Origin of the sequence: Bradyrhizobium sp. HKCCYLS1011 (assembly GCF_051167795.1) — a bacterium.
Lineage (GTDB): Bacteria > Pseudomonadota > Alphaproteobacteria > Rhizobiales > Xanthobacteraceae > Bradyrhizobium.
Genome location: NZ_JBNPTT010000002.1, coordinates 746772 through 772999, shown reverse-complemented (window position 1 = coordinate 772999; position 26228 = coordinate 746772). Strand labels below are relative to the sequence as shown.

At 63.8% G+C, this 26228-nt stretch carries 28 protein-coding genes; 11 read left to right on the top strand and 17 right to left on the bottom strand.

Annotation, left to right across the window (positions count from 1 at the left end; genetic code table 11):
- Nucleotides 1-31 precede the first annotated feature (31 nt).
- On the bottom strand, nucleotides 32-220 hold the full coding sequence (locus ACQR1W_RS08135) for a YdcH family protein (protein ID WP_035983919.1): 189 nt from the start codon (nucleotides 218-220) through the stop codon (nucleotides 32-34).
- A gap of 303 nt (nucleotides 221-523) precedes the next feature.
- On the opposite strand from ACQR1W_RS08135, the gene ACQR1W_RS08130 reads away from it, so the two are divergent.
- The 3 genes from ACQR1W_RS08130 (at nucleotide 524) to ACQR1W_RS08120 (ending at nucleotide 1405) form a co-directional block, all read left to right on the top strand.
- Nucleotides 524-730, top strand: coding sequence for a YdcH family protein (locus ACQR1W_RS08130; protein ID WP_035983918.1), 207 nt, complete (start codon nucleotides 524-526; stop codon nucleotides 728-730).
- A gap of 110 nt (nucleotides 731-840) precedes the next feature.
- Nucleotides 841-1080 carry a hypothetical protein gene (locus ACQR1W_RS08125; protein ID WP_434850281.1) on the top strand — a complete coding sequence of 80 codons (240 nt, stop codon included), beginning with the start codon at nucleotides 841-843 and terminating at the stop codon, nucleotides 1078-1080.
- Between the two features lie 73 nt (nucleotides 1081-1153).
- Complete coding sequence (locus tag ACQR1W_RS08120; protein ID WP_434850280.1) at nucleotides 1154-1405, top strand: hypothetical protein; 252 nt, start codon at nucleotides 1154-1156, stop codon at nucleotides 1403-1405.
- A gap of 21 nt (nucleotides 1406-1426) precedes the next feature.
- Here the strand turns inward: ACQR1W_RS08120 and ACQR1W_RS08115 are convergent, their stop codons facing one another.
- Nucleotides 1427-2107 carry a GGDEF domain-containing protein gene (locus ACQR1W_RS08115; RefSeq protein WP_434850279.1) on the bottom strand — a complete coding sequence of 227 codons (681 nt, stop codon included), beginning with the start codon at nucleotides 2105-2107 and terminating at the stop codon, nucleotides 1427-1429.
- A 149-nt stretch (nucleotides 2108-2256) separates the two neighbouring features.
- On the opposite strand from ACQR1W_RS08115, the gene purE reads away from it, so the two are divergent.
- The 3 genes from purE (at nucleotide 2257) to rpsU (ending at nucleotide 4327) form a co-directional block, all read left to right on the top strand.
- Nucleotides 2257-2745 carry a 5-(carboxyamino)imidazole ribonucleotide mutase gene (purE, locus tag ACQR1W_RS08110; protein ID WP_008974176.1) on the top strand — a complete coding sequence of 163 codons (489 nt, stop codon included), beginning with the start codon at nucleotides 2257-2259 and terminating at the stop codon, nucleotides 2743-2745.
- The gene (locus ACQR1W_RS08105; RefSeq protein WP_434850278.1) at nucleotides 2742-3851 is read left to right on the top strand and encodes a 5-(carboxyamino)imidazole ribonucleotide synthase; all 1110 of its coding nucleotides are present in this window, start codon (nucleotides 2742-2744) and stop codon (nucleotides 3849-3851) included. The genes purE and ACQR1W_RS08105 overlap by 4 nt, the downstream gene beginning before the upstream one ends.
- A gap of 173 nt (nucleotides 3852-4024) precedes the next feature.
- Entirely contained in the window at nucleotides 4025-4327 is a 303-nt protein-coding gene (rpsU, locus tag ACQR1W_RS08100; RefSeq protein ID WP_008974174.1) for a 30S ribosomal protein S21, read from the top strand.
- A 286-nt stretch (nucleotides 4328-4613) separates the two neighbouring features.
- Here the strand turns inward: rpsU and ACQR1W_RS08095 are convergent, their stop codons facing one another.
- From ACQR1W_RS08095 to ACQR1W_RS08040, 12 genes are all read right to left on the bottom strand, one after another.
- Nucleotides 4614-5477, bottom strand: coding sequence for a hypothetical protein (locus ACQR1W_RS08095; RefSeq protein ID WP_434850277.1), 864 nt, complete (start codon nucleotides 5475-5477; stop codon nucleotides 4614-4616).
- Nucleotides 5478-5570: 93 nt separating this feature from the next.
- Nucleotides 5571-5855 (bottom strand): cupin domain-containing protein, encoded by a 285-nt coding sequence (locus ACQR1W_RS08090; RefSeq protein ID WP_434850276.1) that lies wholly within the window; start codon nucleotides 5853-5855, stop codon nucleotides 5571-5573.
- A gap of 18 nt (nucleotides 5856-5873) precedes the next feature.
- Nucleotides 5874-6971, bottom strand: a complete 1098-nt coding sequence (locus ACQR1W_RS08085) for a calcium:proton antiporter (protein ID WP_434850275.1) — start codon at nucleotides 6969-6971, stop codon at nucleotides 5874-5876.
- Nucleotides 6972-7020: 49 nt separating this feature from the next.
- Nucleotides 7021-8355, bottom strand: a complete 1335-nt coding sequence (locus ACQR1W_RS08080; RefSeq protein WP_434850274.1) for a sodium:proton antiporter — start codon at nucleotides 8353-8355, stop codon at nucleotides 7021-7023.
- Between the two features lie 100 nt (nucleotides 8356-8455).
- The gene (locus ACQR1W_RS08075) at nucleotides 8456-9256 is read right to left on the bottom strand and encodes an alpha/beta hydrolase (protein ID WP_434850273.1); all 801 of its coding nucleotides are present in this window, start codon (nucleotides 9254-9256) and stop codon (nucleotides 8456-8458) included.
- 30 nt (nucleotides 9257-9286) lie between these two features.
- Entirely contained in the window at nucleotides 9287-10684 is a 1398-nt protein-coding gene (locus tag ACQR1W_RS08070) for an NAD(P)(+) transhydrogenase (Re/Si-specific) subunit beta (RefSeq protein WP_434850272.1), read from the bottom strand.
- A gap of 39 nt (nucleotides 10685-10723) precedes the next feature.
- Nucleotides 10724-11041 (bottom strand): proton-translocating transhydrogenase family protein, encoded by a 318-nt coding sequence (locus ACQR1W_RS08065; RefSeq protein ID WP_008974167.1) that lies wholly within the window; start codon nucleotides 11039-11041, stop codon nucleotides 10724-10726.
- 23 nt (nucleotides 11042-11064) lie between these two features.
- On the bottom strand, nucleotides 11065-12192 hold the full coding sequence (locus tag ACQR1W_RS08060; protein ID WP_434850271.1) for a Re/Si-specific NAD(P)(+) transhydrogenase subunit alpha: 1128 nt from the start codon (nucleotides 12190-12192) through the stop codon (nucleotides 11065-11067).
- Between the two features lie 106 nt (nucleotides 12193-12298).
- Nucleotides 12299-12451, bottom strand: coding sequence for an aa3-type cytochrome c oxidase subunit IV (locus ACQR1W_RS08055; protein ID WP_434850270.1), 153 nt, complete (start codon nucleotides 12449-12451; stop codon nucleotides 12299-12301).
- Between the two features lie 109 nt (nucleotides 12452-12560).
- The gene (locus ACQR1W_RS08050; protein ID WP_434850269.1) at nucleotides 12561-12947 is read right to left on the bottom strand and encodes a type II toxin-antitoxin system death-on-curing family toxin; all 387 of its coding nucleotides are present in this window, start codon (nucleotides 12945-12947) and stop codon (nucleotides 12561-12563) included.
- The gene (locus tag ACQR1W_RS08045; RefSeq protein ID WP_434850268.1) at nucleotides 12944-13207 is read right to left on the bottom strand and encodes an AbrB/MazE/SpoVT family DNA-binding domain-containing protein; all 264 of its coding nucleotides are present in this window, start codon (nucleotides 13205-13207) and stop codon (nucleotides 12944-12946) included. The genes ACQR1W_RS08050 and ACQR1W_RS08045 overlap by 4 nt, the downstream gene beginning before the upstream one ends.
- 77 nt (nucleotides 13208-13284) lie before the next feature.
- Nucleotides 13285-15195, bottom strand: coding sequence for a M3 family oligoendopeptidase (locus ACQR1W_RS08040; protein ID WP_434850267.1), 1911 nt, complete (start codon nucleotides 15193-15195; stop codon nucleotides 13285-13287).
- A 120-nt stretch (nucleotides 15196-15315) separates the two neighbouring features.
- Here ACQR1W_RS08040 and ACQR1W_RS08035 point away from each other — a divergent pair, with 120 nt between their 5' ends.
- The 3 genes from ACQR1W_RS08035 to ACQR1W_RS08025 all read left to right on the top strand — a co-directional run bounded on the left by ACQR1W_RS08035 (nucleotide 15316) and on the right by ACQR1W_RS08025 (nucleotide 21209).
- The gene (locus tag ACQR1W_RS08035) at nucleotides 15316-16827 is read left to right on the top strand and encodes a sigma-54-dependent transcriptional regulator (protein ID WP_434850266.1); all 1512 of its coding nucleotides are present in this window, start codon (nucleotides 15316-15318) and stop codon (nucleotides 16825-16827) included.
- Between the two features lie 355 nt (nucleotides 16828-17182).
- Nucleotides 17183-19351: a L,D-transpeptidase family protein gene (locus ACQR1W_RS08030; protein WP_434850265.1), complete on the top strand. Its 2169-nt coding sequence runs from the start codon at nucleotides 17183-17185 to the stop codon at nucleotides 19349-19351.
- Nucleotides 19352-19622: 271 nt separating this feature from the next.
- A complete protein-coding gene (locus ACQR1W_RS08025) occupies nucleotides 19623-21209 on the top strand; it encodes a DUF882 domain-containing protein (RefSeq protein WP_434850264.1) in 1587 nt (528 codons plus the stop codon).
- A 191-nt stretch (nucleotides 21210-21400) separates the two neighbouring features.
- Here ACQR1W_RS08025 and ACQR1W_RS08020 read toward each other — a convergent pair whose 3' ends face one another.
- On the bottom strand, nucleotides 21401-21676 hold the full coding sequence (locus tag ACQR1W_RS08020; protein WP_008974157.1) for a DUF2312 domain-containing protein: 276 nt from the start codon (nucleotides 21674-21676) through the stop codon (nucleotides 21401-21403).
- Nucleotides 21677-21966: 290 nt separating this feature from the next.
- Nucleotides 21967-22269: a DUF1244 domain-containing protein gene (locus tag ACQR1W_RS08015; protein ID WP_434850263.1), complete on the bottom strand. Its 303-nt coding sequence runs from the start codon at nucleotides 22267-22269 to the stop codon at nucleotides 21967-21969.
- Nucleotides 22270-22483: 214 nt separating this feature from the next.
- Between ACQR1W_RS08015 and ACQR1W_RS08010 the strand changes: the two genes are divergently transcribed.
- Both ACQR1W_RS08010 and pyk read left to right on the top strand, forming a co-directional pair.
- Entirely contained in the window at nucleotides 22484-23086 is a 603-nt protein-coding gene (locus ACQR1W_RS08010; protein ID WP_434850262.1) for a DUF1036 domain-containing protein, read from the top strand.
- On the top strand, nucleotides 23083-24519 hold the full coding sequence (pyk, locus tag ACQR1W_RS08005) for a pyruvate kinase (RefSeq protein WP_434850261.1): 1437 nt from the start codon (nucleotides 23083-23085) through the stop codon (nucleotides 24517-24519). Before ACQR1W_RS08010 ends, pyk begins: the two co-directional genes overlap by 4 nt.
- A gap of 13 nt (nucleotides 24520-24532) precedes the next feature.
- Here the strand turns inward: pyk and ACQR1W_RS08000 are convergent, their stop codons facing one another.
- Nucleotides 24533-26149, bottom strand: a complete 1617-nt coding sequence (locus ACQR1W_RS08000) for a glycosyltransferase 87 family protein (RefSeq protein ID WP_434850260.1) — start codon at nucleotides 26147-26149, stop codon at nucleotides 24533-24535.
- Nucleotides 26150-26228 lie beyond the last annotated feature (79 nt).

Sequence of the window (26228 nt, the reverse complement as noted above, 5' to 3'; positions counted from 1 at the left end):
CAGATCACGTACTGACGTGATGTATTCAACCTCAGTGAAGCGTTTCGGAAATGGTGGTCTGCTTCAAGCGCTCGATCTCATCCTTTACCATCAGCTTTCGTCGCTTCAATTCGGCAATCCGCAAGTCGTCAGTTGATGGGTGTAGGAGAGCTTCATGCAATTCGTTTTCAAGAACTTTGTGCTTACGTTCCAGTTCAACGAGATGCGCCTGAATGGCCATTCGAAACCTCCTCGGTAAGTTAACCTGAGATTCGACCAGGACTCTGGAGTGTACACAAGTCGCGTATCGTGTCGATGGGCCAGTCGACCGCAGGTGTAAATTTGCGCCTCGAATTCCCGCGCCATGTGTAACGAACCGTGAGCAGATCGCGCGCAAATCGTGGCCACTGCGAACTTGAAATTCAGTAGGACAACACCATGAGCCGGACGTTCATGGCTTGCGTCGCAGCTTCGCTGCAGCAATATTCGATTGTCCCTCCCGCAAGCCTTTTCCTCCCTCCCTGCTTTTTTGTTATTATAGATCATGGCCGACCAGGACGAGCGCGAGCTGCACGCAGAACTCGCACGCTTGCAGCAGGAACACCGCGACCTCGACGCGGCGATTGATGCATTGCATCAATCCCCGGCGCCCGATCTCTTGCGGTTGCAACGGCTGAAGAAGCGCAAGCTGTTGTTGCGCGATCGGATCGCCTTCATCGAAGACCAGATCACACCCGACATCATTGCCTGATGCGAGGTCTCTACGGTGCGGGCCGGTGGAGGCCTACTTGACAATTTAGAACAAAAAGAGAACAATCGAATTGTGATTGTCGTCCGGCCAATTTGACCCAGGAGTCTCCGATGCCCCCAGCCTCCTCAACAGAAGCTTTTTCGACCGACGCCTTTTCAATCGACAATGCCATTTATGAACGCGCCTGCGATCAGGCAATCGCGATGTGTGACGGCAACCTTCGCTCGACCATCAAGGCGCTGATCATGGCCAACGAATATCTCGAGATTGAATTGCAGGAACTGCGCGCCGCGGTGGCCTGCGGCTGCATACCGAACGCAATTGATGGCGCGGTGATCGACGCCGCCTGATCGGCGGCTTCTCGGGATTCCCGCGAGATTCGCGCGCCGTTCACCACTGAAAGGAGTTCGAGGAGACCGCGCAATGTCTGAGATCACCTACTACGTTGCCATGCCGTTTACGCAGGATTCCTCCGGGGCTCTGATTGCAGGCACGGCAGAGGAATGCCAGAGTTCGACCACGGCGCTGCGCCGCGCCGAGATGATGTCGCGCCTGGACGGGAATATCGGCGCCGTCGCCTTCAGCCGCAGCGGCGATCCCATGATTGGCGCGTTCAGCGACGCACGGCTGCTGCGCACGTTCGGACAGGTGCCGGACGATCTCGGCGAGATGTAAGCGCCTGTCCTCGGCTACCTGCTACGCTCGGATCAGTGTGCCACATGGGTGCCGCCGCTCTGCCTTGCGGACATACATAGCGCGGTCGGCCTGTTCCAGCGCGCGCGCGGGATCGGCGTGCATGTCCAGAATTGCAATCCCGGCCGAGGCTCCGGCGTGGACCGTGCGCTGATCGAATTCGAAGCTCAGCGTATCGATCGCGTGCTCCAGCGATCGAGCCTTGGCGTCGGCATCCGCCGCGCTCAAGTTCCACAGCAGCACGCCGAACTCGTCGCCTCCCAAACGCCCGACCACATCTGACGAGCGCACTTGCGCGGTCAAAGCTCGCGCCACCGCCTTGAGTACCTTATCTCCCGCCGCGTGACCGAAGGTATCGTTGATCGGTTTGAGATGGTCGACGTCGAGGAGGATCAGCGCCCCGGTTGCTCCGTACCGTTTGATGTAGGCGATCGAGCGATCCACTGCGCGGACAAAAGCGCGACGATTGAAGATGTCGAGCAGGACATCCCGATCCGCGCTGGCCCTGAGGTCCTCGATCTGCCTCCGCGCCTGCGCAAGTTCCAGCCGCAACCGGTGAATGGTCTGGCGTGCGCCTTCGGGGCGGGTAGCGGGTTCCCCCTCGTCCCTTCCGCGTCTGGGCAGCCCAACCCGGGCTCCCGGTTTCGCGGCTGTTCCGGCGCGCCAATTGCGGTGCTTTTTCATCGAATACCTGACCGCGCCCTGCTTATAGGCTTGCCGCGATTTGCCAAGACAGGATAGTGCATTCCCGTCTCCTTGCCACGCCTTGCCGCTGTCGGGCCGGACCCTATAATCCGGCTCATGTTTATGGATTCCTGAGAAGAATTGAGCTGATGACTGCCCCGATCGCCATTATCATGGGAAGCCAGTCGGACTGGAATACCATGCGTCATGCCGCCGATGCGTTGGCGGAGCTGGGACTTGGCTACGAGACCCGCATCGTCTCGGCGCATCGGACCCCCGATCGGCTTTACGCATTTGCCAAAGGGGCCAAGGCAGCTGGCTTCAAGGTCATCATTGCCGGCGCCGGGGGCGCCGCTCATTTGCCCGGCATGACGGCTGCGTTGACCGAATTGCCGGTATTCGGCGTGCCCGTGGAGTCCAAGACCTTGTCCGGCCTCGATTCGCTCTATTCCATCGTCCAGATGCCGGCCGGCGTTCCGGTCGGCACGCTGGCAATCGGCAAGCCCGGAGCGATCAACGCAGCACTGTTGGCCGCGAGCGTGCTCGCATTGAGTGATTCGGCGTTGGCCTCGCGCCTTTCCGCATGGCGGATCCAGCAGAGCGAGCAGGTCGCCGAGCGTCCGGAGGGATCGGCGTGACCGCGTCCCATCGGGTGCGACTGAAGCCCGGCGATACCATCGGCATTCTCGGCGGCGGACAGCTGGGGCGCATGCTGGCGCTTGCGGCGGCACGGCTTGGGTTGCGCTGCCAGGTGTTTTCGCCGGACCCGGATTCGCCGGCCTTCGACGTCGTGCTCAACGCCACCTGCGCCGAATATGCCGACGTCGAGGCGCTCGAACTGTTCGCCAACGACGTCGACGTGGTGACCTACGAATTCGAGAACGTCCCCTCTGCGGCGGCCATGGTGCTGGCTGCGAGACGGCCGGTGCTGCCGAGCCGTTCGGTGCTCGAGACAACGCAGGATCGCCTGGCGGAAAAGGATTTCGTCACCTCGCTGGGCATTCGGACTGCGGCCTATGCCGATGTCTCTTCGGTCGCCTCCCTGCGCGAGGCGATCGTGCGGATCGGCCTGCCCGCCGTGCTCAAGACCCGCCGCTTCGGCTATGACGGCAAGGGGCAGATCAAGATCCGCTCCGGCGACGATCTCGAACGCGTCTGGGCCGAACTCGGCACCCGATCTGCGATCCTGGAGGCCTTCGTCCCCTTCGATCGTGAGATCTCGGTGGTCGCGGCGCGCGCCGCCGACGGGCAGGTCGAATGTTTCGATGTGACCGAGAACGAGCATCGCGATCACATCTTAAAGATCTCGCGAGCGCCGGCCGCGATCCCCGATGCGCTCGCCGATCAGGCCCGGGACATCGCCAGCCGGATTGCCACGGCGCTCGACTATGTCGGCGTGCTCGCGGTCGAGATGTTCGTGGTGCCGGACGACGACGGACCGCGCGTGCTGGTCAACGAGATCGCGCCGCGGGTCCACAATTCCGGGCATTGGACGCTCGACGGCGCCTCGATCTCACAGTTCGAGCAGCACATCCGCGCCATCGCCGGCTGGCCCTTGGGCAAGCCGCTGCGGCACGGTCATGTCACGATGACCAACCTGATCGGCGAAGAGATCAACACCTATGAGCAATGGCTCACGGTCCCCGGTGCAACCGTGCACCTCTATGGCAAGGGAACGCCGCGGCCCGGCCGCAAGATGGGTCATGTGACGCAGGTAACCCCGGGGCCGGCCGAATCCAGGTGAGCGGGTCGGCTTCGGCCCAAATACTGCTAAACTTTGCGTTAGGGCCCACTGCGGCGGGTGGACATCCGTTCCGTTGTCTGATACATCGGCGCGCTCAAGGTTAAGGGCGAGGCCATTTGCCAGCCCTGGCTTCACCAGATTCCAAACCGATGTACTGAGAAAGAGGATGCCGCGTGCAGGTTCTCGTTCGCGATAACAATGTCGATCAAGCCCTCAAGGCGCTCAAGAAAAAGATGCAGCGCGAGGGCATTTTCCGCGAGATGAAGCTCCGCGGACATTACGAGAAGCCCTCTGAGAAGAAAGCCCGGGAAAAGGCTGAAGCCGTGCGCCGCGCACGCAAGCTGGCGCGCAAGAAGCTGCAGCGTGAAGGTCTGTTGCCGATGAAGCCGAAGCCGGTGTTCGGCGCTGGCGCCGGGGGCGACCGGGGTGCGGGCCGTGGTCCGGGCGCGGGTGCGCGCAGCGGCGGCGTGCGCTGATCGCAACTCTCTCTCAATTTCTGAGATGAACGGCGCGGGCCTTGCGGCTCGCGCTTTTGTTTTGAGCCGATTTGTTTTTGAGCCGGTTGTCGGCGCAGACTTGGTTCCGCTAACCTGGCATTCATGATGGCAGCAGCGAGGCTGGAGCAATGAGCCCCTTAAGCGGCCACATCAACGCGCGACGCCAAAAACGGCAGGCAATTCGCGCACCTTCTCCTGATTTCCGGCTCTTGCTTCCCGACCTTGAACGCCGGCCCGGCTTCCTCCGAGCGGAAGCCCCGTTCGGCTACTTCGGAATCACGGCGTGGAACACCGACTTGGCCGCGGAGATCATGTCCTCAGCCACATTGTGCATCCGCTCCTTGGCCGATTCCGTGTCGGCCCGCAGATCGAGCGGCCGAAGCGGAGGCGCCAGAGGGATATCAGCCGGCGGCGTCGGCCGGCCATCCGGCTGAACCGAGCCGGTGTAAGCCGGGTTGCCGGGCGCCGGGCCAAGCGCAACCGGAGCGTCGGCCGGCGGCGTCGACACCGTGATCGGCGGCGGCAGCGGACGCACGGGCGAGACCGGCGGGGCCGCCGTCACGACACGGGGCGGATCTGCCGGCACGCGCGCCGCATCGGAAGACTTCTCAGCCGGTTTCTCGGAGGATGGCTTCTCGGACGATTTGGCCGCCTCGCTCGCCCGCAGCCGTTCGATCGCGGCCCGCGCCAGATCGGCTGCGTCACGATGCTCCTCCGGAGCCGGAGTTTCAGTCGGCGTGCTCCGTGCAATCAGCTTTTCCCGCGCCGGCGTATGGCGCGGCGTCTCGGCCGGCGCACTTGCGGTGTCGGCAGGCTTGACCTCGGCCGGCTTGTCAGCCCCGCCCTTGTCGGTCACCGACTTTTCGGCAATGCCCTTGGCCTTGATCCCGGGCGCGGGGATATTGGAGAGCTCACCCGACGTCTCAGCGGGCTTGGAATCGGCTTTCGCCGCATCCGTCTTGGAAGAATCAATTTTGGAATCGGTCGCCGTCGGCGCCGCGGCCGCGACGGTTGCTGCCGGGGTGGTCGGCTTGGCGTTGATGTAGTGGTTAACGATATAGGCCCCGAGGATGGTCGCAACCACCGAGGGGACGATCTCCAGGGCGAGCTTATTCAGGTATTTCAGCATGCTAACCACTCCCCGCCGGTATTTGCGGGAACTTTGAGGCACAATTAAGGGATCAGATACGACACATCCGTGGCAATTCAGTAAACAAAAGCTTTAAGGCTTCAACTCAATTTCTAGGAAGACGATCTCGGCTGACGTTTCGTTCAGAACGTCATGTTCCACACCGGCTTTGCGGAAATAGGATTTTCCGGCCGCGAGCTGCGCCTTGGTCCGTTCTCCGCTCGGGGCCACGATGGTCATCTCGCCCGCGGTCACGGGAACAATGACATAATCCATCTCATGAATGTGGCGGCCGGTGGCACTGCCGGGCGCAAGGCGCCATTCGGTGACCCGGACTTCCGGGGCGTCGACCTGGACATCGGATTGGGCGCTCAGCATCTCGTCTTCCCCCTCAAATCACGGCACGAACAACAGCAACAGGAATACGGCGAACACGACCATGTGCACCAGCCCAAATAAGATATTGGTCCTGCCGGTGCCGAAGGTCAGCATGCTCAGCGCGAATGTCAGCAGCAAGAGCACCATTCCCTGCGAATCGAGGCCGAGCACCAGCTGCTTGTCGAGCGCGGATGCGGCAGCCGCCACCGCAGGGATCGTCAATCCGATGGTCGCGAGCGACGAGCCGAGCGCGAGGTTGATGCTCTTCTGCAGATCATTGGCGCGCGCGGCCGAAATCGCCGCCACGCTCTCGGGCAGCAGGATCAGCAGCGCGACCAGGACACCGGCGAGGGCCGGCGGCGCACCCGTGGCGGCGACGCCCGCGTCGACCACCAGGGAGAACTTCTTTGCAAGCAGGACGACCGAGAGCAGCGCGACCATCAGGAGCACGATACTGAAGACCAGCATCCGCCGGGGCAGCTTTGGACCGTCCTCGGTGAACCCCAGCGAATCTCTGATGAAATAATCTCGGTGCCGTTCGGTCTGGGTGTACAGGAAGACCGCATAGAGCAGGATCGTGACCACGCTGACGAACCCGAGCTGGCCCAGCGAATACACCGGACCCACACTGGTCAGGGTAAAGTTGGGCAGCACCAGCGTGATCGTCGCCAGCGTGAACAGCACGCTCAGATAAAGATTGGCCCCCGAGACCTGGACGTCCTGCTCGCGATAGCGCAGCCCCCCGATGAAGATGCAGACTCCGACCAGGCCGTTGCACACGATCATCACCACCGCAAACACGGTGTCGCGGGCGAGCGCTGGCGCCGCCTTGTCGCCGAGCATGATGGTGGCGATCAGCGCAACCTCGATCACTGTCACGGCCAGGGTCAAAAGCAGCGTGCCGTAGGGCTCGCCGATCTCGTGGGCGATCACCTCCGCATGGTGCACGGCCGCAAACACGGTGCCGAACAGGACGATCAGCAGGACGGCCGCGAACACCAGCCCGGCCGGCGTGGGTGTGAACGCGTATCCCGTCCCGATCACGAGCGCGACCAGCAGCACGGCCAGGGCGGGAAAGATCACGGCCGATCTCGGCGTGGCGTTGTGGGCGCTCATCTGGCAAAGGTCCTCATGATTTGCGGGCCATCGAAGCCGGAGGAGCAGCTCAGTTGGTGCTGAGCAGCGGGGGAATCGGCAGCAAGGTCAACAACAGGAATAGCGGAATCAGCGCCGCCGCAGCCCATAGCATATAGCCGAAGAAGCTCGGCATCCTGATCCCGCGCTCGCGAGCGATCGCCTCGACCATGAAGTTGGGCGCATTTCCGATATAGGTCAGCGCCCCCATATAGACCGCGCCCATCGAGATCGACGCCAGCGTCCCGGACAGCTCGCGCATCAGCACCTGCGCATTACCGCCGGCCAGTTCAAAGAACAGCAGGTAGGTTGGTGCATTGTCCAGGAATGCCGACGTCAGGCCCGTGAACCAAAAATAGGCCACTTCACGCGGCGCGCCGCCAGGCGTGGTGACCGCGTCCAACAGCCAGGCGAAGCTGCCGTTGCGTCCGGCCTGCAGCATCGCCACCACCGGAACGATCGCGGTGAAGATCGCCGCGAACAGCTTCGCCACCTCGCGGATCGGCTCCCAGGTGAAGCCGTTCGCCTCCCGATGCTCCTCGGGCGTCAGCCACAGCGACAAGCCAGCAATGACGACAAGAAGCGCATTGCGCACCAGGTTCTGCAATTCCAATCGCGTGCCGAACACGTCGAACGCCACGCCCGGCTGCCAGGTCGCCGACAGCAGAATGTTCACGACGATGGCGCCGACCAGCACGACATTGACGAGCCCGCGAATGCGCACCGGGTGGCGCGCGATCGTCTTGTCCGGCGGCGGCTCGACGCGGGACAGCCGCCAGTCGAGGCAGGCAAAACAGACCAGCAGCAATCCGGCCACGATCGCCGTCTGCAACCAGATGTTCCGCGTGGTCCAGAAGAAGTCGACCCCATGCAGGAAACCGACGAACAACGGCGGGTCGCCGAGCGGGCTCAAGGCGCCGCCGATATTGCCGGCCAGGATGATGAAGAAGACCAGCACATGGACGTTGTGCCGCCGTGTCAAATTGGCGCGGATCAGCGGCCGCACCAGGATCATGGCCGCGCCGGTGGTTCCCACCACCGACGCAATGATCGTTCCCAGCATGAGAATGCCGGTATTGGTCACCGGCGTGCCGCGGATGCTGCCGGTGATGAGAATGCCGCCGGTCACGGTGTAGAGTGCAAACAGCAGCAGGATGAAGCTGAGATATTCGTCGAGCAGCACGTGAATGAAGGATTGCAGTGCAGGCACGAATCCGGCGAACCCTGAGAGCGCGGCAAGCGTCAGGAGAGACCAGAAGGCTGCAGCCTTGCCGTAATGGTGATGCCAGAACTTTGGCAACAACAGCGGGCCGAGCGCGATCGAGAGCAGCAGGCCTGCGAACGGCAATGCGAATGGCCAGCGCATGGCAGCGCCATCAAGGCCGGAGGCGGCCTGCGCGCTGGCAGGCCAAATTGCGAGCGGCACGGCAGCAGCGAGCGATCGCAACAAACGGGTGGCGACGGCCCTATGAAGCGTCGATGAATCTCTTTGCCGTCTCCGTTGCACCAAATGAATCCAGATCGTTGTGCCCGCCTTCAGGAAACCGTACGAATTGCTTGGGGTCATGCGCAAGCTGGTACAGTCGTTCCCCGAAGCGAATAGAAATCGCGGGATCCTTCTCGCCGTGCATGATCAACAGCGGCACTTTGACGCGCGCGATGCGCAGGTCGGAGCGGAACTGATCCAGCATCAGCAGGCTGACCGGCGCGAAGGGGAACATCGCGCTGGCGACTTCGACGGTCGACGCATAAGGGGCTTCCAGGATCAGCTTGGCAATCGGCTTGTCGGCCGCGATCGCGGTGGCAACGCCAGTGCCAAGCGAGAATCCCCAGATCACGATGCGATCCGCCGCATAACGCTCGGCCGTGAAGGCATAGGCGGCGTTGGCATCCAATAGCAGCCCGTGCTCGCTCGGGCTACCGCTCGATCCGGCATAGCCGCGATAGGACAGCGCAACCAGACCGGTGCCATCGGCCGTGAGCGCCTTCAAGCGGGGAACGACACCGGCGAGAAAGTCGCCATTGCCGGGAAAATACAGCACGACCTTGCGGCCGGCCCTTGCCGGCACGTGCCAGACGATGACCTTCTCGCCATCGGCCGAGGTCAGCACATGTTCTTCGGCCTGTGGAAACCCGGCCTGGTCAGGCGCAATGCGCCCGACCGGCGGGATCGGGAACAGCATCGCGCGCTGCCGCACGAACAGCACGGCAAGGCCGCAGGCGTACAGCCCGGCGAGAACAATCATGAGCCATTTGAGGAGAGCCATCTTGATCTAGCTATGGCTCCCTGCGGCGACTTACATCGCCTTGACGATGCTTTCCGTCATCTTCTTGGCGTCGCCGAGCAGCATCATCGTGTTGTCGCGATAGAACAGCGGATTGTCGATGCCGGCGTAGCCGGACGCCAGAGAGCGCTTGATGAACATCACGGTGCCCGCCTTCCAGACCTGCAGCACCGGCATGCCGTAGATCGGTGAGGACTTGTCCTCTTCCGCCGCCGGATTGGTGACGTCGTTGGCGCCGATCACGAAGGCGACGTCGGCCTGGGCGAATTCGGAGTTGATGTCCTCGAGCTCGAACACCTCGTCATAGGGGACGTTGGCTTCGGCGAGCAGCACGTTCATGTGGCCGGGCATGCGGCCGGCCACCGGGTGGATGGCGTATTTCACCTCGACGCCTTCCTTCTTCAGCGTGTCCGCCATCTCGCGCAGTGCGTGCTGGGCCTGCGCCACCGCCATGCCGTAGCCGGGCACGATGATGACCTTGGACGCGTTCTTCATGATGAAGGCCGCATCCTCGGCCGAGCCGAGCTTGGCCGGCTTCTGCTCACCGGTACCGCCGGCCGCAGCGGCGGTCTCGCCGCCGAAGCCGCCGAGGATGACCGAGATGAAGGACCGGTTCATCGCGTGGCACATGATGTAGGACAGGATCGCGCCCGAGGAGCCGACCAGCGCGCCGGTGATGATCAGCGCCGAATTGCCGAGCGTGAAGCCGATGCCGGCCGCGGCCCAACCGGAATAGGAGTTGAGCATCGAGATCACGACCGGCATGTCGGCGCCGCCGATCGGGATGATCATGAGCACGCCGAGCGCCAGCGCCAGGATCACGTTCAGCCAGAAGAAGACCGCGCTGCCGGTGGCGACGAGGCCGACGATGCAGGCCACCAGGGCAATGGCGAGTGCGACGTTGATGAGGTGACGCGCCGGCAGGATGATCGGGGCGCCGCTCATGCGCGCCGACAGTTTCAGGAACGCGATCACCGAGCCGGTGAAGGTCAAGGCGCCGATGGCGACACCCAGCGACATTTCGACCAGGCTCTGGGTGTGGATGTTGCCGGGCGAGCCGATGTCAAAGGCTTCCGGCGCATAGAACGCGCCGGCTGCGACCAGCACCGCCGCCATGCCGACCAGCGAGTGGAACGCCGCCACCAGTTCCGGCATCGCGGTCATCGGCACGCGCCGCGCGACCAGCGCGCCGATCGTACCGCCGATCGCGATACCGACCACGACGAGCAGCCAGGCAAGCCCATCCGCCGGAGGATGATTGGCCAGCGTGGTGGCGACCGCGATCGCCATACCGACCATGCCGAGCAGATTGCCCCGGCGCGACGTAGCCGGGCTCGACAGCCCCCGCAGCGACAGGATGAACAGCACACCCGCCACAAGATACAAAAATGCCGACAGATTGGCGCTCATCTCAGGTCCCCATTCGCCTCTTCAACCCCGAGGGGCCGCCTACCTGGCCTTCTTCTTGTACATCGCCAGCATGCGCTGGGTGACAAGGAAGCCACCGAAGATATTGATGCAGGCAAAGATCAGCGCGACGAATCCGAAGGCGCGGGCCCAGCCGCTGCCGCTCGAAACGTTTGCAACCCCGCCGGCGAGCAGCGCACCGACCACGATGACCGAGGAGATCGCGTTGGTCACCGACATCAGCGGCGTGTGCAGCGCGGGGGTCACCGACCACACCACGAAGTAGCCGACGAATACCGCCAGCACGAAGATCGAGAGCCGGAACACGAAGGGATCAACGGCTTGGGCGACATGCTCCATGACTTTTCTCCTGATGCCTCTGACTATGCCTTCGGCTGGAAATTCGGATGGACGATGGCGCCATCCTTTGTCAAAGCCGTGGCCTTGACCAGTTCATCATCCCAATTGACGGCGAGCGCCTTGGTTTCTTTGTTGACCAGGGTCTCGATGAAGGAGAACAGGTTGCGCGCATAGAGGCCGGAGGCCGAGGCCGCGACGCGGCCGGCAAGGTTCGGAATACCGACGATCTTGACGCCGTCGATCTCGACGGTCTCGCCGAGCTTGGCGCCCTCGACGTTGCCGCCGCGCTCGACGGCGAGATCGACCAGCACCGAGCCCGGCCGCATCGACTTGACCATGTCGAGCGTGACCAGCCGTGGCGCCGGCCGCCCCGGGATCAGCGCCGTCGTGATCACGACGTCCTGCTTCTTGAGATGCTCGGCGGTCAGCGCCGCCTGCTTGGCCTGGTACTCCTTGGACATCTCCTTGGCGTAGCCACCGGCGGTCTGCGCGTTCTTGAACTCCTCATCCTCGACGGCAAGGAATTTGGCGCCGAGACTCTCGACCTGCTCCTTGGTCGCAGGCCGCACGTCGGTGGCGGAGACGATCGCGCCCAGACGGCGCGCCGTGGCGATCGCCTGCAGGCCCGCAACGCCGACGCCCATCACGAACAGTTTCGCCGCCGGTACGGTGCCCGCCGCGGTCATCATCATCGGAAAGGCGCGGCCAAATGCCTCGGCGGCCTCGATCACGGCGCGATAGCCGGCGAGGTTGGCCTGGCTCGACAGCACGTCCATGACCTGCGCCCGGGTGATGCGCGGCATCAGCTCCATGGCGAACGCCGAGACGCCGGCATCGGCCATCGCTTTCAGCGCGGCATCGTTGCCATAGGGGTCCATGATCGCGATGACCAACGCGCCGCGCTTGTATTGGGCAAGCTCCGACGGCTCCGGCCGCTTCACCTTGATGACGATGTCAGCGTCCTTGAGCGCATCAGCACTGACGGTCGCGCCGGCAGCAGTGAATTCGGCGTCCGGCACGCCTGACTTGAGGCCGGCGCCCGGCTCGATCGCGACCTCGGCGCCTAAGGATTTGAATTTCTTCACCGTATCGGGAGAGGCGGCAACCCGCGGCTCCGACGGGTCGATTTCCTTGGCGACGGCAATCTTCATGAGGCCTCCGGCGCGGATGCGCGCGCGAGCTGTAGAGGGGCGGAATTCCAGGGATTTCAGCCAGGCGGCTGAAAGCCCGCCAGCGACTTGTGGCGGGCAAACCGACTTAAGTGAGGAAAATCGCCATCAAGATGACGATGAGCGCGACGGTCACCGTGCCGTACTTCACGAGCTTGATGAAGCCGAGGTAGGTCGCCTCATGCTCTGCGTAGTCGTTACCGTCCGCCGTCGAATAGGCGACTTCGCCGTGATCTGCCATCTGGGTCCCCCAAAAACGTATCGTTTAAGAAGGTCGCATAGCGCAAAGCGGGTCTGAGGGCAACGGCGCCCGGATTGCACAACTTTGCTGATCAGGCCTGCTTATCAGCTCATTCGGCCGGCCAATTGTCCAGGATCCAGCGCGTCAGGCTTTGCTCGCTGACCTCGTCCGCGGCCAGTGAGAGGATCATGGCTGCAGCTTCCGCCTCCGGCACGTCGAAGTCGAAGCCGTTCACGCCGAGAAAGGTATAGAGCGCCAGCAATGAGGTCCGCTTATTGCCATCGACGAACGGATGATTGCGCGCGATGCGATAGGCATAGGCCGCTGCGAGTTCGGGAAGTTCAGCGCCTTCATAGGCCCATTTGTTCTTGGGCCTATCCAGCACTGACTCGAGCATCCCCTCGTCGCGCAAGCCGCTCGCCCCACTATGGATCGCGAGCTGCTCGTCGTGGATCGCTATGATCATCTGGCGGGTGAGCCAAAATGGCTCACTCACTTAGCCAGCTCGGCAAGTGCGTTATGATACCGCTTCATGCCGCGCCGCGCGACTGTCATGGCTTTCTCAAAATCCGGATCGTGCGGGGTCAGAACGAGGCCGCCACCAGGCTGCTCGTGAGGAAACAGCTTGTCGCCTTCCTTGAGATTCAACCGGGCAGCCATCTCCTTCGGCAAGATGAAGCCGATGGAGTTACCGATCTTCCGAACCTGAAGAACCACGCTGGAATCGGGGCGAAGCTCTTTGGGATTTTCATTCATGGCACGCGCTCCGTTATACAATCCGTATAACACGCCTCCTGCATCCGTTCAACAAATGTTTTACGCTCCAGTTTCCCTCAGCCCATTGCCTCCAGCTCGTCAATCATGCCGGCAATGACGGACAAGCCGCCGTCCCAGAACTTCGGGTCCTTGGCATCCAACCCGAACGGCCTGAGCAGCTCGGAATAATGCTTGGTGCCGCCGGCGGCGAGCATCGCCAAATAGCGCTCGGCGAACCCTTCCGCGGCATTCTCGTAGACCGCGTAGAGCGAGTTCACGAGACAGTCGCCGAACGCGTAGGCGTAGACGTAGAACGGCGAATGGATGAAGTGCGGGATGTACATCCAGAAATTCTCATAACCCGGCTTGATCTCGATCGCCTCCCCCAAGCTCTCCGTCTGCACCGAGAGCCAGATCTGGCCGATCCGCTCGGCCGTCAGCTCGCCGTTCTTGCGCTCGGTGTGCACGGCGCGCTCGAAGGAATAGAACGCGATCTGCCGGACCACCGTGTTGATCATGTCCTCGACCTTGCCGGCGAGCAGCGCCTGGCGCTGCTTGGGGTTCTTGGTCTCGCGCAGGAGCCGCTTGAAGGTCAGCATCTCGCCGAACACGCTTGCGGTCTCCGCCAAGGTCAACGGCGTCGGCGCCATCAGCGCGCCGTTCTTGGCCGCCAGCACCTGATGCACACCATGGCCGAGCTCATGCGCGAGCGTCATCACGTCACGCGGCTTGCCCTGGTAGTTCATCAAGACGTATGGGTGCGCCGACGGCGTGGTCGGATGTGAGAAGGCACCCGGCGCCTTGCCGGGCCGCACCGGCGCGTCGATCCAGCGATCGTCGAAGAATCGCTGCGCAATGTCGGCCATGTCGGACGAGAAGCCGCGATAGGCCGAGAGCACCATGTCCTTCGCCTCGGGCCAGGCAATGGTCGAGGTCGCGGCGAAGGGCAGCGGCGCATTGCGGTCCCAATGCGCGAGCTTCTTCTTTTTGAACCAGCGCGCCTTCAGCTGATAGTAGCGATGCGACAGCTTCGGATAGGCCGCGCGTACCGAGGACACCAGCGCATCGACCACCTCGCGCTCGACGCGGTTATTGAGATGGCGCGAGTCCGCGACGTCCTGGAAACCGCGCCAGCGGTCGGAGATGTCCTTGTCCTTGGCCAGCGTGTTGGTGATCAGCGCAAAGCTGCGCTCATTGGCCTTGAAGGTCTTGGCCAATGCTTCCGCGGCCGCCTTGCGCTTGGCGCCGTCGCGATCCTGCAGCAGCGTCAGCGTCGGCTCGATCGCAAGCTCCTTGCCCGCGACCTTGAATCGGAGGCCGGCGATGGTCTGGTCGAACAGCCGGTTCCAGGCCGAATAACCGGTCTGCGACTTCTCGTGAAACAGCTGCTCGACTCGATCCTCGAGCTGATAGGGCTTGTCCTTGCGCAGGTCTTCGATCCAGGGCCGGTAATGGTTGAGGGCCAGCGTCTGCATTGCACGTTCGATGACCTCATCGTCGATGCGGTTGAGCTCGAGCGGAAAGAACAGAAGATGGGTCGAAGCCGCCGTCAGCCGTTCCGAGATATCGCCGTAGAATTTGGAGATCGCGGGATCGACGCTGTCGCCGGCATGGATCAGGCCTGCGAATGACCCGAGCCGTCCTGCGAGATCGTCGATCGCCTCATAGCGCCGGACGGCGCGTGCGAGCCATTCGCCACCATCGTCGCGCGCGGTGTGCTCGGCGAGCTTGCCTTTATAGTCGGCCTCGAACGCGATGCAGTCGGCGTCCATCTCCTCGAGATCGCGCTCGATCTCCGGCGCATCGATCCCGGAATAGAGATCGTCCAGGTTCCATTCGGGCAACGCGCCGGCCTTCGCGGGCGCCTTGGCGACACTCCTCTTCGCCGGTTTCGCGGGAGCCTTGTTCTTGACGGCAGACTTGACGGCCGACTTGGCAGCCGATTTGGCGGTCTTGCGGAGAGCGGAAGAAGAAGCGCGCGAGGTCATCGTGTGTCCGTAACCTGTGTTCAAACGTTGTCCCGAACCGCAACGATTAAGGTTGCGTTAATCGGTGTCGGCGAGAGTGACCCGATTCGAGACAGATAGTTGTAGCGTGCGAGGAAAGCCATGGCTGCCAGCATTTTGATCGCCGACGACGATCCAGTCCAGCGTCGGCTGGTAGAGAACATGGTGCAGAAATGCGGCTATGAGGCGATCGTCGTCGATACCGGCGATGCGGTCATCGACAAGCTGACCGGCCCCAACGCACTCGCGATCGACGCGCTCGTGCTCGACCTCGTGATGCCCGGTCTCGACGGCATGGGCGTGCTCGCCAAGATGCGGGAGGCCGGCCTCTCCATCCCGGTGATCGTGCAGACTGCCCATGGCGGCATCGACAATGTCGTCTCTGCGATGCGTGCCGGCGCGCATGATTTCGTGGTCAAGCCGGTCGGCCTGGAGCGACTCCAGGTCTCGCTTCGCAATGCGCTCAACACCTCGGCGCTGCAGGGCGAATTGCAGCGCATCCGCCACAGCCGTGAGGGCCGGCTGACCTTCGCCGACATCGTCACCCGTAGCGAGGCGATGGCGCCGATCCTGCGCATCGCCGAGAAGGCTGCGTCCTCCGCGATCCCGGTGTTGATCGAGGGCGAATCCGGCGTCGGCAAGGAGCTGTTTGCGCGCGCCATCCACGGTTCGAGCGAGCGCAAGACAAAGCCGTTCGTCGCGGTCAATTGCGGCGCGATTCCGGACAATCTCGTGGAATCGATCCTGTTCGGCCATGAGAAGGGCGCATTCACCGGCGCGACCGAACGCCACATGGGCAAGTTCGTCGAAGCCCATGGCGGCACCCTGTTCCTTGACGAAGTCTCCGAACTGCCGCTCGCCGCGCAGGTCAAGCTGCTGCGCGCGCTGCAGGAAGGCGCGGTCGAGGCGGTCGGCGGCCGCAAACCGGTGAAGGTCGATGTGCGCATCATTTCCGCGACCAACCGCCGGCTGCTCGATCGCGTGAAGGAAGGGCATTTCCGCGAAGACCTGTTCTACCGGCTGCATGTGCTGCCGCTGACGATCCCGCCGCTGCGGGCGCGCCGCGACGACATCCCGCATCTGCTGCGGCATTTCCTGGCGCGCTTTGCCGCCGAGGAGAATCGCAGGCTGACCGGCATCGGCGGCGAGGCGGTGGCCTATCTCACCCAGCTCGATTGGCCTGGCAACATCCGCCAGCTCGAAAACGCGGTCTATCGCGCGGTGGTCATGAGCGAGGGCGACCAGCTCGACATTGCCGATTTCCCGCTGATCCCGACCCACGCGCCGCCGGTTCAGCCGGCGCCCCCGCTGGTGATGGAGCGGCCGGCCCAGCCGGCCGTGCCCACCATGGTGTCGGGTAACGATATACCCATCGCCCCGCTGCCCGCACACGGCAGCTTGGCCATGCTCACTCCGGCGGGCGAGATGCGTCCGTTGGAAGAGCTCGAAACTGAAATCATCCGCTTCGCCATCTCGCACTATCGCGGACAGATGTCGGAAGTGGCGCGGCGGCTGAGGATCGGACGTTCCACGCTCTATCGCAAGCTCGACGAGGTCAACCGCAGCGATCTCGATGGCGAGGACGCCGCGGCGAATGGCCCGTCGGTCGAATGAGGCAAGCGCAAGGCGCTAGCACATGCACCAAGACCACAAGACAAGATGGCCCCGCGATTGACTGAAAAACGCCGCAAGGTCGCGCAATAAATGGAACATCTGAACCGTTGCCGTGCGGTGACAGACAAAGGAAAAAGCGCGTGGCACAAACGCACGATAGGTTTGATGGGGTTTCCCGGAGAGTCAGTCTATCGTGAGTCGTCCCGCGCGGCGCTGGCCGCGGAGCTGGGGCGTGGGTACCGTTTGGCGTGACTCGGTTGCGTGCAGGCGTGCCACTCACAAGCTTTGCGCTGAAGCCGGCCGACGATAACCGACGCTGTTCCATGCTGAAGCTGAACATCCAAAGGACGCGACGATGCGAGACTGTGTGAAGACCCGTGGTGGATATGACCGCGTGCTGATGGCCGTCGCGGCAAGCTTCCTCACGGTATCGGCGACATCGGCGCTGGCGCAGGGCGATGCGCCGCGCAGCAGTGCCGCTGAACTCGCAATCGAAGCCGCGATCCCCCGGCCGGAGCCCGCCAACGTGCCGCCGCCGACCGCTGCCGACATCAAGCTCGACACCACCGCGACGGTTTCGCCCGATTCGGCCAAGACGCCGGCAGTCCCGCAGGACACCGCTGCCGCTCCGGCCGCGCCCGCCATCAAGCCGGCCGACAGCGCGGCTGCGCCGGCGACCGAGCCGGACAAGGCTGCGACCGCGCCGGCCGCCGCTCCGAACGCTCCGGCCACGGCCGCCGCGCCCGCCACCGACACCGCAAAGGATCCGGTGAAGGCCGCAAGCAACGTCCCTGCGGCCGACCAGCCGGTCGCCGATCGCCTGCGCGATCTGATGACGACCAAGGGCGCGCGCTATCTCGATCGCAAGGCCGAGCGCGCCGCGGTCGAGAAGTTCTACACGACCCGCGACTACGCGCCGATCTGGACCCAGTCAGGCAATCTGACGGCGGCCGCCAAGGGCGTGATCGCGCGGCTGAAGGAGGCGGCCTCCGACGGCCTGAACCCTGCGGACTATCCGGTGCCGGATTTCGCGGCGGCTGCGACATCTCCCGATGCGCTCGCCGATGCCGATTTGAAGCTCACTGCCAGCATGCTGGACTATGCGCGGCAGGCGCAGAGCGGCCGCATGCACTGGTCGCAGGTCTCCGGCGATATCCAATATCCCGAGCACCCGATCGATCCGAACGAGGTGCTCGCCAATGTCACCGGTGCGAAGGATGCCTCCGCCGCGCTCGACAGCTACAACCCGCCGCAGAAGCTCTACAAGGAGCTGAAGGCCAAGCTCGCCGAATTGCGCGGCGGCGCAGAGGCTGCGGCGATCCAGATCGAGGATGGCCCCGCGCTGAAATACACGCCCGCCCGCGGCAAGAACGCGCCCGAGGCGGACGCCCAGATGTCGGACCCGCGCGTGCCGCAGCTGCGCGCCAAGCTCGGCGTCGAAAATCCGAGCGATGACCGTTACGACGCCAAGGTCGCCGCTGCGGTGCGCAAATTCCAGGACAGCGTCGAGCTCAAGCCGACCGGTATTCTCGACGACCGCACCGTCAAGGCGCTCAATACGCCCAAGCGCGACAAGCAGATCGATACCATCCTCGTCAACATGGAGCGCTGGCGCTGGCTGCCGCGCGATCTCGGCGCCCCCGCGATCGGCGACGCCTATGTGATCCTCAACATTCCCGACTATACGCTGAAGGTCATGCAGCACGGCGCCCAGGTCTGGACGACGCGGGTGGTGACGGGCAAGCCGGGCGTGCACGCCACGCCCCTGCTCAGCGAGACCATGAAGTTCATCACGGTCAACCCGACCTGGAACGTGCCGCCGTCGATCATCTACAACGAGTATCTGCCGGCGCTGCAGCAGGATCCGACTGTGCTGGAGCGGATGGGCCTGCGGCTCGAACGCGCGCGCGACGGCTCGATCCACATCTCGCAGCCGCCCGGTGAAGCCAATGCGCTCGGCCGCATCCGCTTCAACTTCCCGAACAAATTCCTGGTCTACCAGCACGACACGCCGGACAAATACCTCTTCGCCAAGGACGAGCGCGCCTTCAGCCACGGCTGCATGCGCGTGCAGTATCCGGATCAGTACGCCTCGGTGCTGCTCAACATCGCCGAGCCGAACCAGCACTACACGCCGGAGAAGATCCGCAGCATGTACGGCTCCAGCGAGATCGACCTCAAATTCCCGACCCCGATCCCGGTGAACATTACCTACCAGACCGCGTTCGTGGACGACGCCGGCAAGCTGCAATTCCGCAAGGACATCTATGGCCGCGACGCCACCATGATCGCGATGCTGAAGAACAACCGCGGCAAGGACCTCGAGAACGTGGTCGCCCATGCCCAGCCGAGCTATTCGCGCCCGACCGGCCCGCTCCCGAGTGCGGTCAGCGTCGCCGCCGGTAATGATTACTCGTCGGGGCCGAATTTCTTCGAGCGCCTGTTCGGCGGTGGCGGCTTCAACCCGACGCCGCCGGCCCCCATCGGACGCCGGGGCCAGCCGCGCGGGGTGTTCACCCGCTGATCTGCTGCCACGCCTAATTGTCTTGTGAAATCAACGACCTCGCCCCCGGCTCACAGCCTGGAGCGAGGTCGTTTTCTGTTAACCATTCCGGACAACCAAGAATCGCTGGCGCTTTTTCGCCACACTCAAGAGCTTATATTAAGCCTAATCTGGGGGGCGGGTCGGTCAATCTCCCTTAACCATCCCGCCTTAGGAACGCGTTTTCTCGCTCGCGACAGTTGGGGCTGGCACGAGCGGTTCAGGTGACGCTGGTCGACGGGGTGGACTTATCTTGCTGTCTGGTTTCGTGCGCCAATTGCATTCGCTTCCCCAATTCGCAGGGAAGGCCGGATGCCAGATCGGATTGGCTTCGCTGCTCCTGCTCGGCGCCGCCGGCTCGGTTCATGACGCGGCAGCGCTGAACGAAACCCGCACCCTCTCCTTCCACCACACCCATTCCGACGAAGATCTCACGATCACCTTCAAGCGCGACGGCCGTTACGACGAAGACGCGCTGAAGAAGCTCAACCATTACCTGCGCGACTGGCGCACCCAGGATGAGACGGTCATGGACCGTCACCTGTTCGACATCCTGTGGGAGGTCTATCGCGACGTCGACGGCAAGCAGCCGATCCAGATCATTTCGTCCTATCGCTCGCCCGGCACCAACGCGATGCTGCGCCGCCGCTCGGCGCATTCTGGCGTCGCCCGTCACAGCCAGCACATGCTGGGCCATGCGATGGACCTCTACATCCCCGGCGTGCCGCTCGAACAAATCCGTTATGCCGGCCTGCGCCTGCAGCGCGGCGGCGTCGGCTTCTATCCGACCTCCGGGTCGCCCTTCGTTCATCTCGATACCGGCAACATCCGCCACTGGCCGCGCATGAACCATGACCAGCTGGTGAAGGTTTTCCCGGACGGTCGCACCGTTCATATCCCCTCCGACGGCGTGCCGCTGAAGGGCTACGAGCTGGCGCGCGCCGAAATCGAGAAGCGCGGCGATGGCGACGGCGCGACCACAGGCAAGCCCACCCTGCTTGCGCGCCTGTTCCGGGGCAAGCCCGCCGAGGATGACGAGGAAGGCGCCTCAGAGGCAGACGCCAAGCCGGTGCACGTCGCGGCAGTGGTCGCCGCCAAGGCGACGACGGACGGCAAGACTTCACCGCGCGGCAAACTCGCAAACGCGCTGCAGCTTGCTTCAGCCGATTCGCAATTGGTTCAAACGGTCAAGGCGCAGCCGGCGCCAACAGCCGAGGCCCATGCGGCACCGGGGCAAGCCGTGCCACAGAGCGTGTCTGACATCATCAACGCGCGTGGCTTCTGGGGTGATGATCCCGCAAATCCGAAGCAGGCAACGCCCGAGCAGGTCGCGGCGATCACGGCCCGGCGCGCGGCCGACCCGCAAGCCACCGCCAGCGTTATGAATGCGATGGCGTTCGCCCCGCCGGCCTCGTCCCCGGTCGATCGCTCGCGCATTGTCGCAGCATCGGCGCCGATCCCGGTCCGCAACACGCGGTCCCAGGCGCGCAATGCCGAGACCAACACCGTGGCCGCCAGCGGAGCACAGGCCAAGGGCGCACAGGGTCAGGACAGCCCGGTCACGACCGCGACGCGGATTTCCGCCGCGAAGGAAAACAACTCCAGCTGGATGCGTATCATGCTGCTGGCGCCGAGTGCATCGACCTCGATGTCGGTGACGATGCTCGGCGATCCCGATCTCACGCTCATGCGCACCTATTTCGTCAAGCCGCAACTGGTGCTCGCGATGAGCTTCGCGGAAGACCCTGCCCCGGGCCTGAGCTACGACCAGTTCTCGGGATCGGCGACGGTGAAGCTCGAGACGAAGTCCTTCGTCCTGCGCGCCGCCTCGTTGCGCTGAGAGCGCCGCGCCGGCGAGAGCCGGGCGAAAAACATCATCAACCCGACATCCTGACATCCGCGCCTGTTCGAACGCGGCGGCGTGATGCAACGCCTCGTCCCCCTGTCGTCGCACAGAGCCGAGCGCACAAATGAAACGACGCCTCCCGTCACAGACGGAAAGCGTCGAATGCACGTCTCAATGTTCCAGGCTTAAAGCATCCCCAATGCCTGCATATAGGTCTCGAGGATGCTCTCCTCTTCCTGACGCTCGTTGGGGTCCTGTTTGCGCAGCCGGATGATGGTACGCAGGGCCTTGACGTCGAAGCCGTTGCCCTTGCTCTCGGCATAGACGTCCTTGATGTCCTCCGAGATCGCCTTCTTCTCTTCTTCCAGCCGCTCGATCCGCTCGATGATCGACTTCAGCTGATCTACGGCAAAGCGGGTTGCGGGCGAGTCGTCGTCTTTCGCGGCGGCGGCAGTGGCCATCTGGTACTCCCAAAAGAACTGGTGTGGCTGATGAAGGCGCCGGTCGTTCAAGGCGCGTGTCCGGACAGACCCTCAAATCTGGCGTGCCCCGCGTCAAGGCGACATCGCCCTCATCCACAGCGCGCCCACATCTTGTTGTGGCCACAATGGCTGCGGCCCGCAAAAGGCAGCGTACCGCTTGCGTTTTGGCTGCCTTTGCCGGATGAGCCGCGATTCGCGAGAGTCACGAATCGCACGCGGCGAATCTGACGTTTGCTCTCTCTCTCACCGCCAATCGGCCGCGCCGAAGCTCAATGTCCGGGATGCGCCTTCTTCATCGCCTCGAGCTGCGCCGGCGTGGCTTTGCGCTGGTACTTCGCCTTCCATTCGTCGTAGGGCATGCCGTAGATCGCCTGTCGGCTCTCATCCTTGCTCATCGACACGCCACTGGCGTCAGCGGCATCCTTGAGCCAGTTCGACAGGCAATTGCGGCAGAACCCGGCCAGGTTCATCAGATCGATATTTTGAACGTCGGTGCGCTCGCGAAGGTGCTCGACCAGCCGGCGGAATGCGGCGGCTTCGAGCTCGGTCCGGGTGGTGGTATCCATCGCCATCTCGTTCGTTTTCCGTTCCATTGTCACGTTGTTGCAGATTTCTGTTATATAGTGCGGCCTCGTCGCCGGGTTGGCCATATCGTGTTGCGGGCAAGCTTGTTACAGACAAGGGCTTGGGGGCTCGATCGCAGCGTTGCATCACGGCCACCTCCGCCGTTGACGTCGAACGGCCAAGCCACGCGACACCAGTCAAGGTTTGATATAGCGTCGCGCAATGATCCCCAAAACCTCCACCCTTCCCCAGCCCATGCTTTGCCGCCCGGGCCTCGGCCTGCTGTCGGTGCTTGGGCTGGCAACATTCTGTCTATGGACCAGCCCCGCGGCGGCGGATTTCCGCCTCTGCAACAACACCTCGAGCCGCGTCGGGGTTGCGCTCGGCTACAAGGATGCGGAAGGCTGGACCACCGAAGGCTGGTGGAACGTCTCCTCGCGCAGCTGCGAAACCCTGCTCAAGGGAACCCTGGTCGCGCGCTACTACTACATTTACGCGCTGGATTATGACCGCGGCGGCGAGTGGTCGGGCCAAGCCTTCATGTGCTCGCGCGACAAGGAATTCACCATCAAGGGCACCGAGAACTGCCTGGCGCGCGGCTTCGACCGCACCGGCTTCTTCGAGGTCGACACCGGCGATCAGCGCGCCTGGACCGTGCAACTGACCGAAGCCAATGAGCAGCCGTCGCAACAGCGGGTGCCGGGCATCCCGGGAACGCTTGGGCCTGGCGGCAATGTGCCGGGTCTGCCGGCTGCGCCGCAAGGCACCGCTCCTCCTCCGGCTGCGCCCGGCCAGCCGCCAGCCGCGCCAGCGCCCAAGCCATGAGGCGACTGCGCCGAATCAAGATTCTGGCGACGTTAGGCCCGGCGTCCTCGGACAGCGCGATGATCCGCAAGCTGTTCGAGGCGGGCGCCGACATGTTCCGCATCAATATGAGCCACACCCCGCATGACAAGATGCGGGAGCTGGTGGCCGCGATCCGCAATGTCGAATCGAGCTACGGCCGGCCGATCGGCATCCTGGTCGACCTGCAGGGGCCGAAGCTCCGCCTGGGCACCTTTGCCGAGGGCGCCGTGCAGCTGGCGAACGGCCAACCCTTCGTGCTGGATTCGGACAAGACGCCCGGCGATTCCAGCCGGGTTTATCTTCCGCATCCGGAGATTCTGGCCGCGCTGCGCCCCGGCCACGCTTTGCTGCTCGATGACGGAAAAGTGCGGCTGGTCGCCGAGGAGACTTCGGCGAATTATGCGATCACCCGCGTGGTGGTCGGCGGCCGCATGTCCGATCGCAAAGGCGTGAGCCTGCCCGACACCGACCTGCCGGTGTCGGCGATGACGCCGAAGGATCGCGCCGATCTCGATGCCGCGCTCAATACCGGCATCGATTGGGTCGCGCTGTCCTTCGTGCAGCGCGCCGATGACGTGCTGGACGCCAAGAAGATCATCCGCGGCCGCGCCGCCGTCATGTCCAAGATCGAGAAGCCGCAGGCGATCGAGCGGTTGCCCGATATCGTGGAGGCGTCCGACGCGCTGATGGTGGCCCGCGGCGACCTCGGCGTCGAGCTGCCGCTGGAGCGGGTGCCGGGCCTGCAGAAGCAGATGACGCGGCTGGCCCGCCGCGCCGGCAAGCCGGTCGTGGTGGCAACACAAATGCTGGAATCGATGATCCAGTCGCCGGTGCCGACCCGCGCAGAAGTCTCCGACGTCGCCACCGCAGTCTATGAGGGCGCTGACGCGATCATGCTGTCGGCCGAATCGGCGGCCGGCAAATATCCGGTCGAAGCGGTCTCGACCATGAATCGGATCGGCGAGGAAGTGGAGCGCGATCTAACCTATCGCGCAGTGATCACGGCACAGCGGCCGGACCCGGAAGCGACGGCTGGTGATGCCATCGCCGATGCAGCGCGGCAGATCGCCGAGACGCTGGATCTGCCCACCATCATCTGCTGGACCTCCTCGGGTTCGACCGCGATCAGGGTCGCGCGCGAGCGGCCGAAACCTCCCATCGTCGCCATCACCCCGAACATCGCCACAGGGCGCAAATTGTCCGTGGTCTGGGGCGTGCACTGCGTGGTCGCCGAGGACGCGCGCGACCAGGACGACATGGTCAACCGCGCCGGCTCGATCGCGTTTCGCGACGGCTTCGTCCGCGCCGGCCAGCGCGTCCTGATCGTCGCCGGCGTGCCGCTCGGAACGCCTGGCACGACCAACATGGTGCGCATCGCCTATGTCGGCCCGTCCGGCGACGCCCACATATGAGCAGAGTCAGGAACTAATTGGAGGCGCGCCCAGCGCGGTCGAGCTCCGCGGTCGAGGCCGATGCCGCGCGCGATATCACCGGACAAGCTTCGATGTCGATGCGATCGACACCGGCGATCCGCTCGCACGCTCTGCTCGGATCGATCTTCAGGTCATAGGACTCAAGGGCCTCGAGGCGGGGCGGATTGTCCGCCGAGCTCTTGGAGAAATAGAGTGCCCAGATCCCGCCCGGCAAGGGATCGGCAAGGCCGGCGCGGATGCGCCGGTCCAGCACGCCGCCCGGCACGATCGGCAGCACCAGCTCGGAGAGCTGATAGACCCGCGAACCGGCAGGAAGCCGTGACACGACGTGACCGAGTGGCTTCTGCAGGAGCAGGAAGGTCGCAGGGGTCTGCAAACCGGCCGCGAGCTGCGGACGATACGGATCAGACCACGGCCGCCGCGTCCAATCGGTCGGCCGTGACCACAGCGCGATCGCAAGCGCGATGATGACGGCGACAAGGTGCTGCGCGCGCGGACGCGCGCTCCCTTCGAACGATCGAGACAACTGCGGGGCCTCCATGAGCCGGGTGATCAGCAGCAGGATCAGCGGCGCCGATAGCAGTTCGAGCGCGATCAGGTAACGCTGGATCGAGAACGCCAGCATCCACAGCACATAGCTCACCCAGAAGAATATCAGGAACTGCCGGTCGCGCAGTTGCAAGAGCTCGCGCCGGCACCATGCGCCAACAGCAATCGTCGCGAACAGCAGCACGATGACCAGCGCAAAACGCGAATCGCGAAAGGCCCATTCCGACGAGGGATGTAGTCCGACCAGCCAATAGAACGGATAGGCCAACGCATCGGCGAGGCTCTGCGGCATGAAGCGGGTATCGACGATCGAGACCGGCGGCGCCTCCGACGAATGGAAGATCGTGTTGTAGAACGGAAACAGCGGGCTGCCGAAGTCGCGCCACATCTTGAACGCCCAGACGCCCCCGGTCGCGAGCACGCCGGCGACACTGCCGGCACCAAAGGACAGCACCGCCGCAAGCGGGCGCGCCGCGAGCAACAAACAGACCCCGGCCCCGATCAGGAACGTCGCGTTGGTGAGCTTCAGTCCGGTGGCGGCGCCGATCAGAAGCCCGGCAAGCAAAAGGCGCCGGCCGTCCTGTTCGCGGTCGATCAGGATCAGCCCGATGCCGGCAAGAATTGGTATGGCGGTGAGAATGTCGGCAAAGCTGGTGCCGACCTCCGACAGGCTCATCGGGCCGCACGCGGCGATCAGGACAGCAGCAACGAGGACCGGCGGCCGGGCCTGCGCGCCGAGCATCATGCGCGTGATCCAGGTGATCAGCGCGAGATTGAGGCCGTGCAGCGCGCCGAGCGCCACGCCCCACCAGGGCGCATCGAGGCCATGACGGAGCGCATAGGGCAGCAGATAGATCAGCGGGTTGAGAAAACTCTGGAAGCCGCCCGGCATGACGTCGATGTCGAAGCGGCCCTCGCTCAGGGCAAAGCCTGCATAGTCGTGATAGTTCTGCCAGTCCCAATTGATGTCTTCGCCGGCGACATACGCATAGAGGGCGCCGGCCAAAGCGGAGCCGGCGATCACGAGCGATATCGCCAATCGTCTGCGTGCAATCACCATCAGAGCGGAAGAGCCTGCATCACGGTTACGGCGACCGCGCGATTGCACGCGGAGGCATCAGCCTGCACCATGGCTGGGC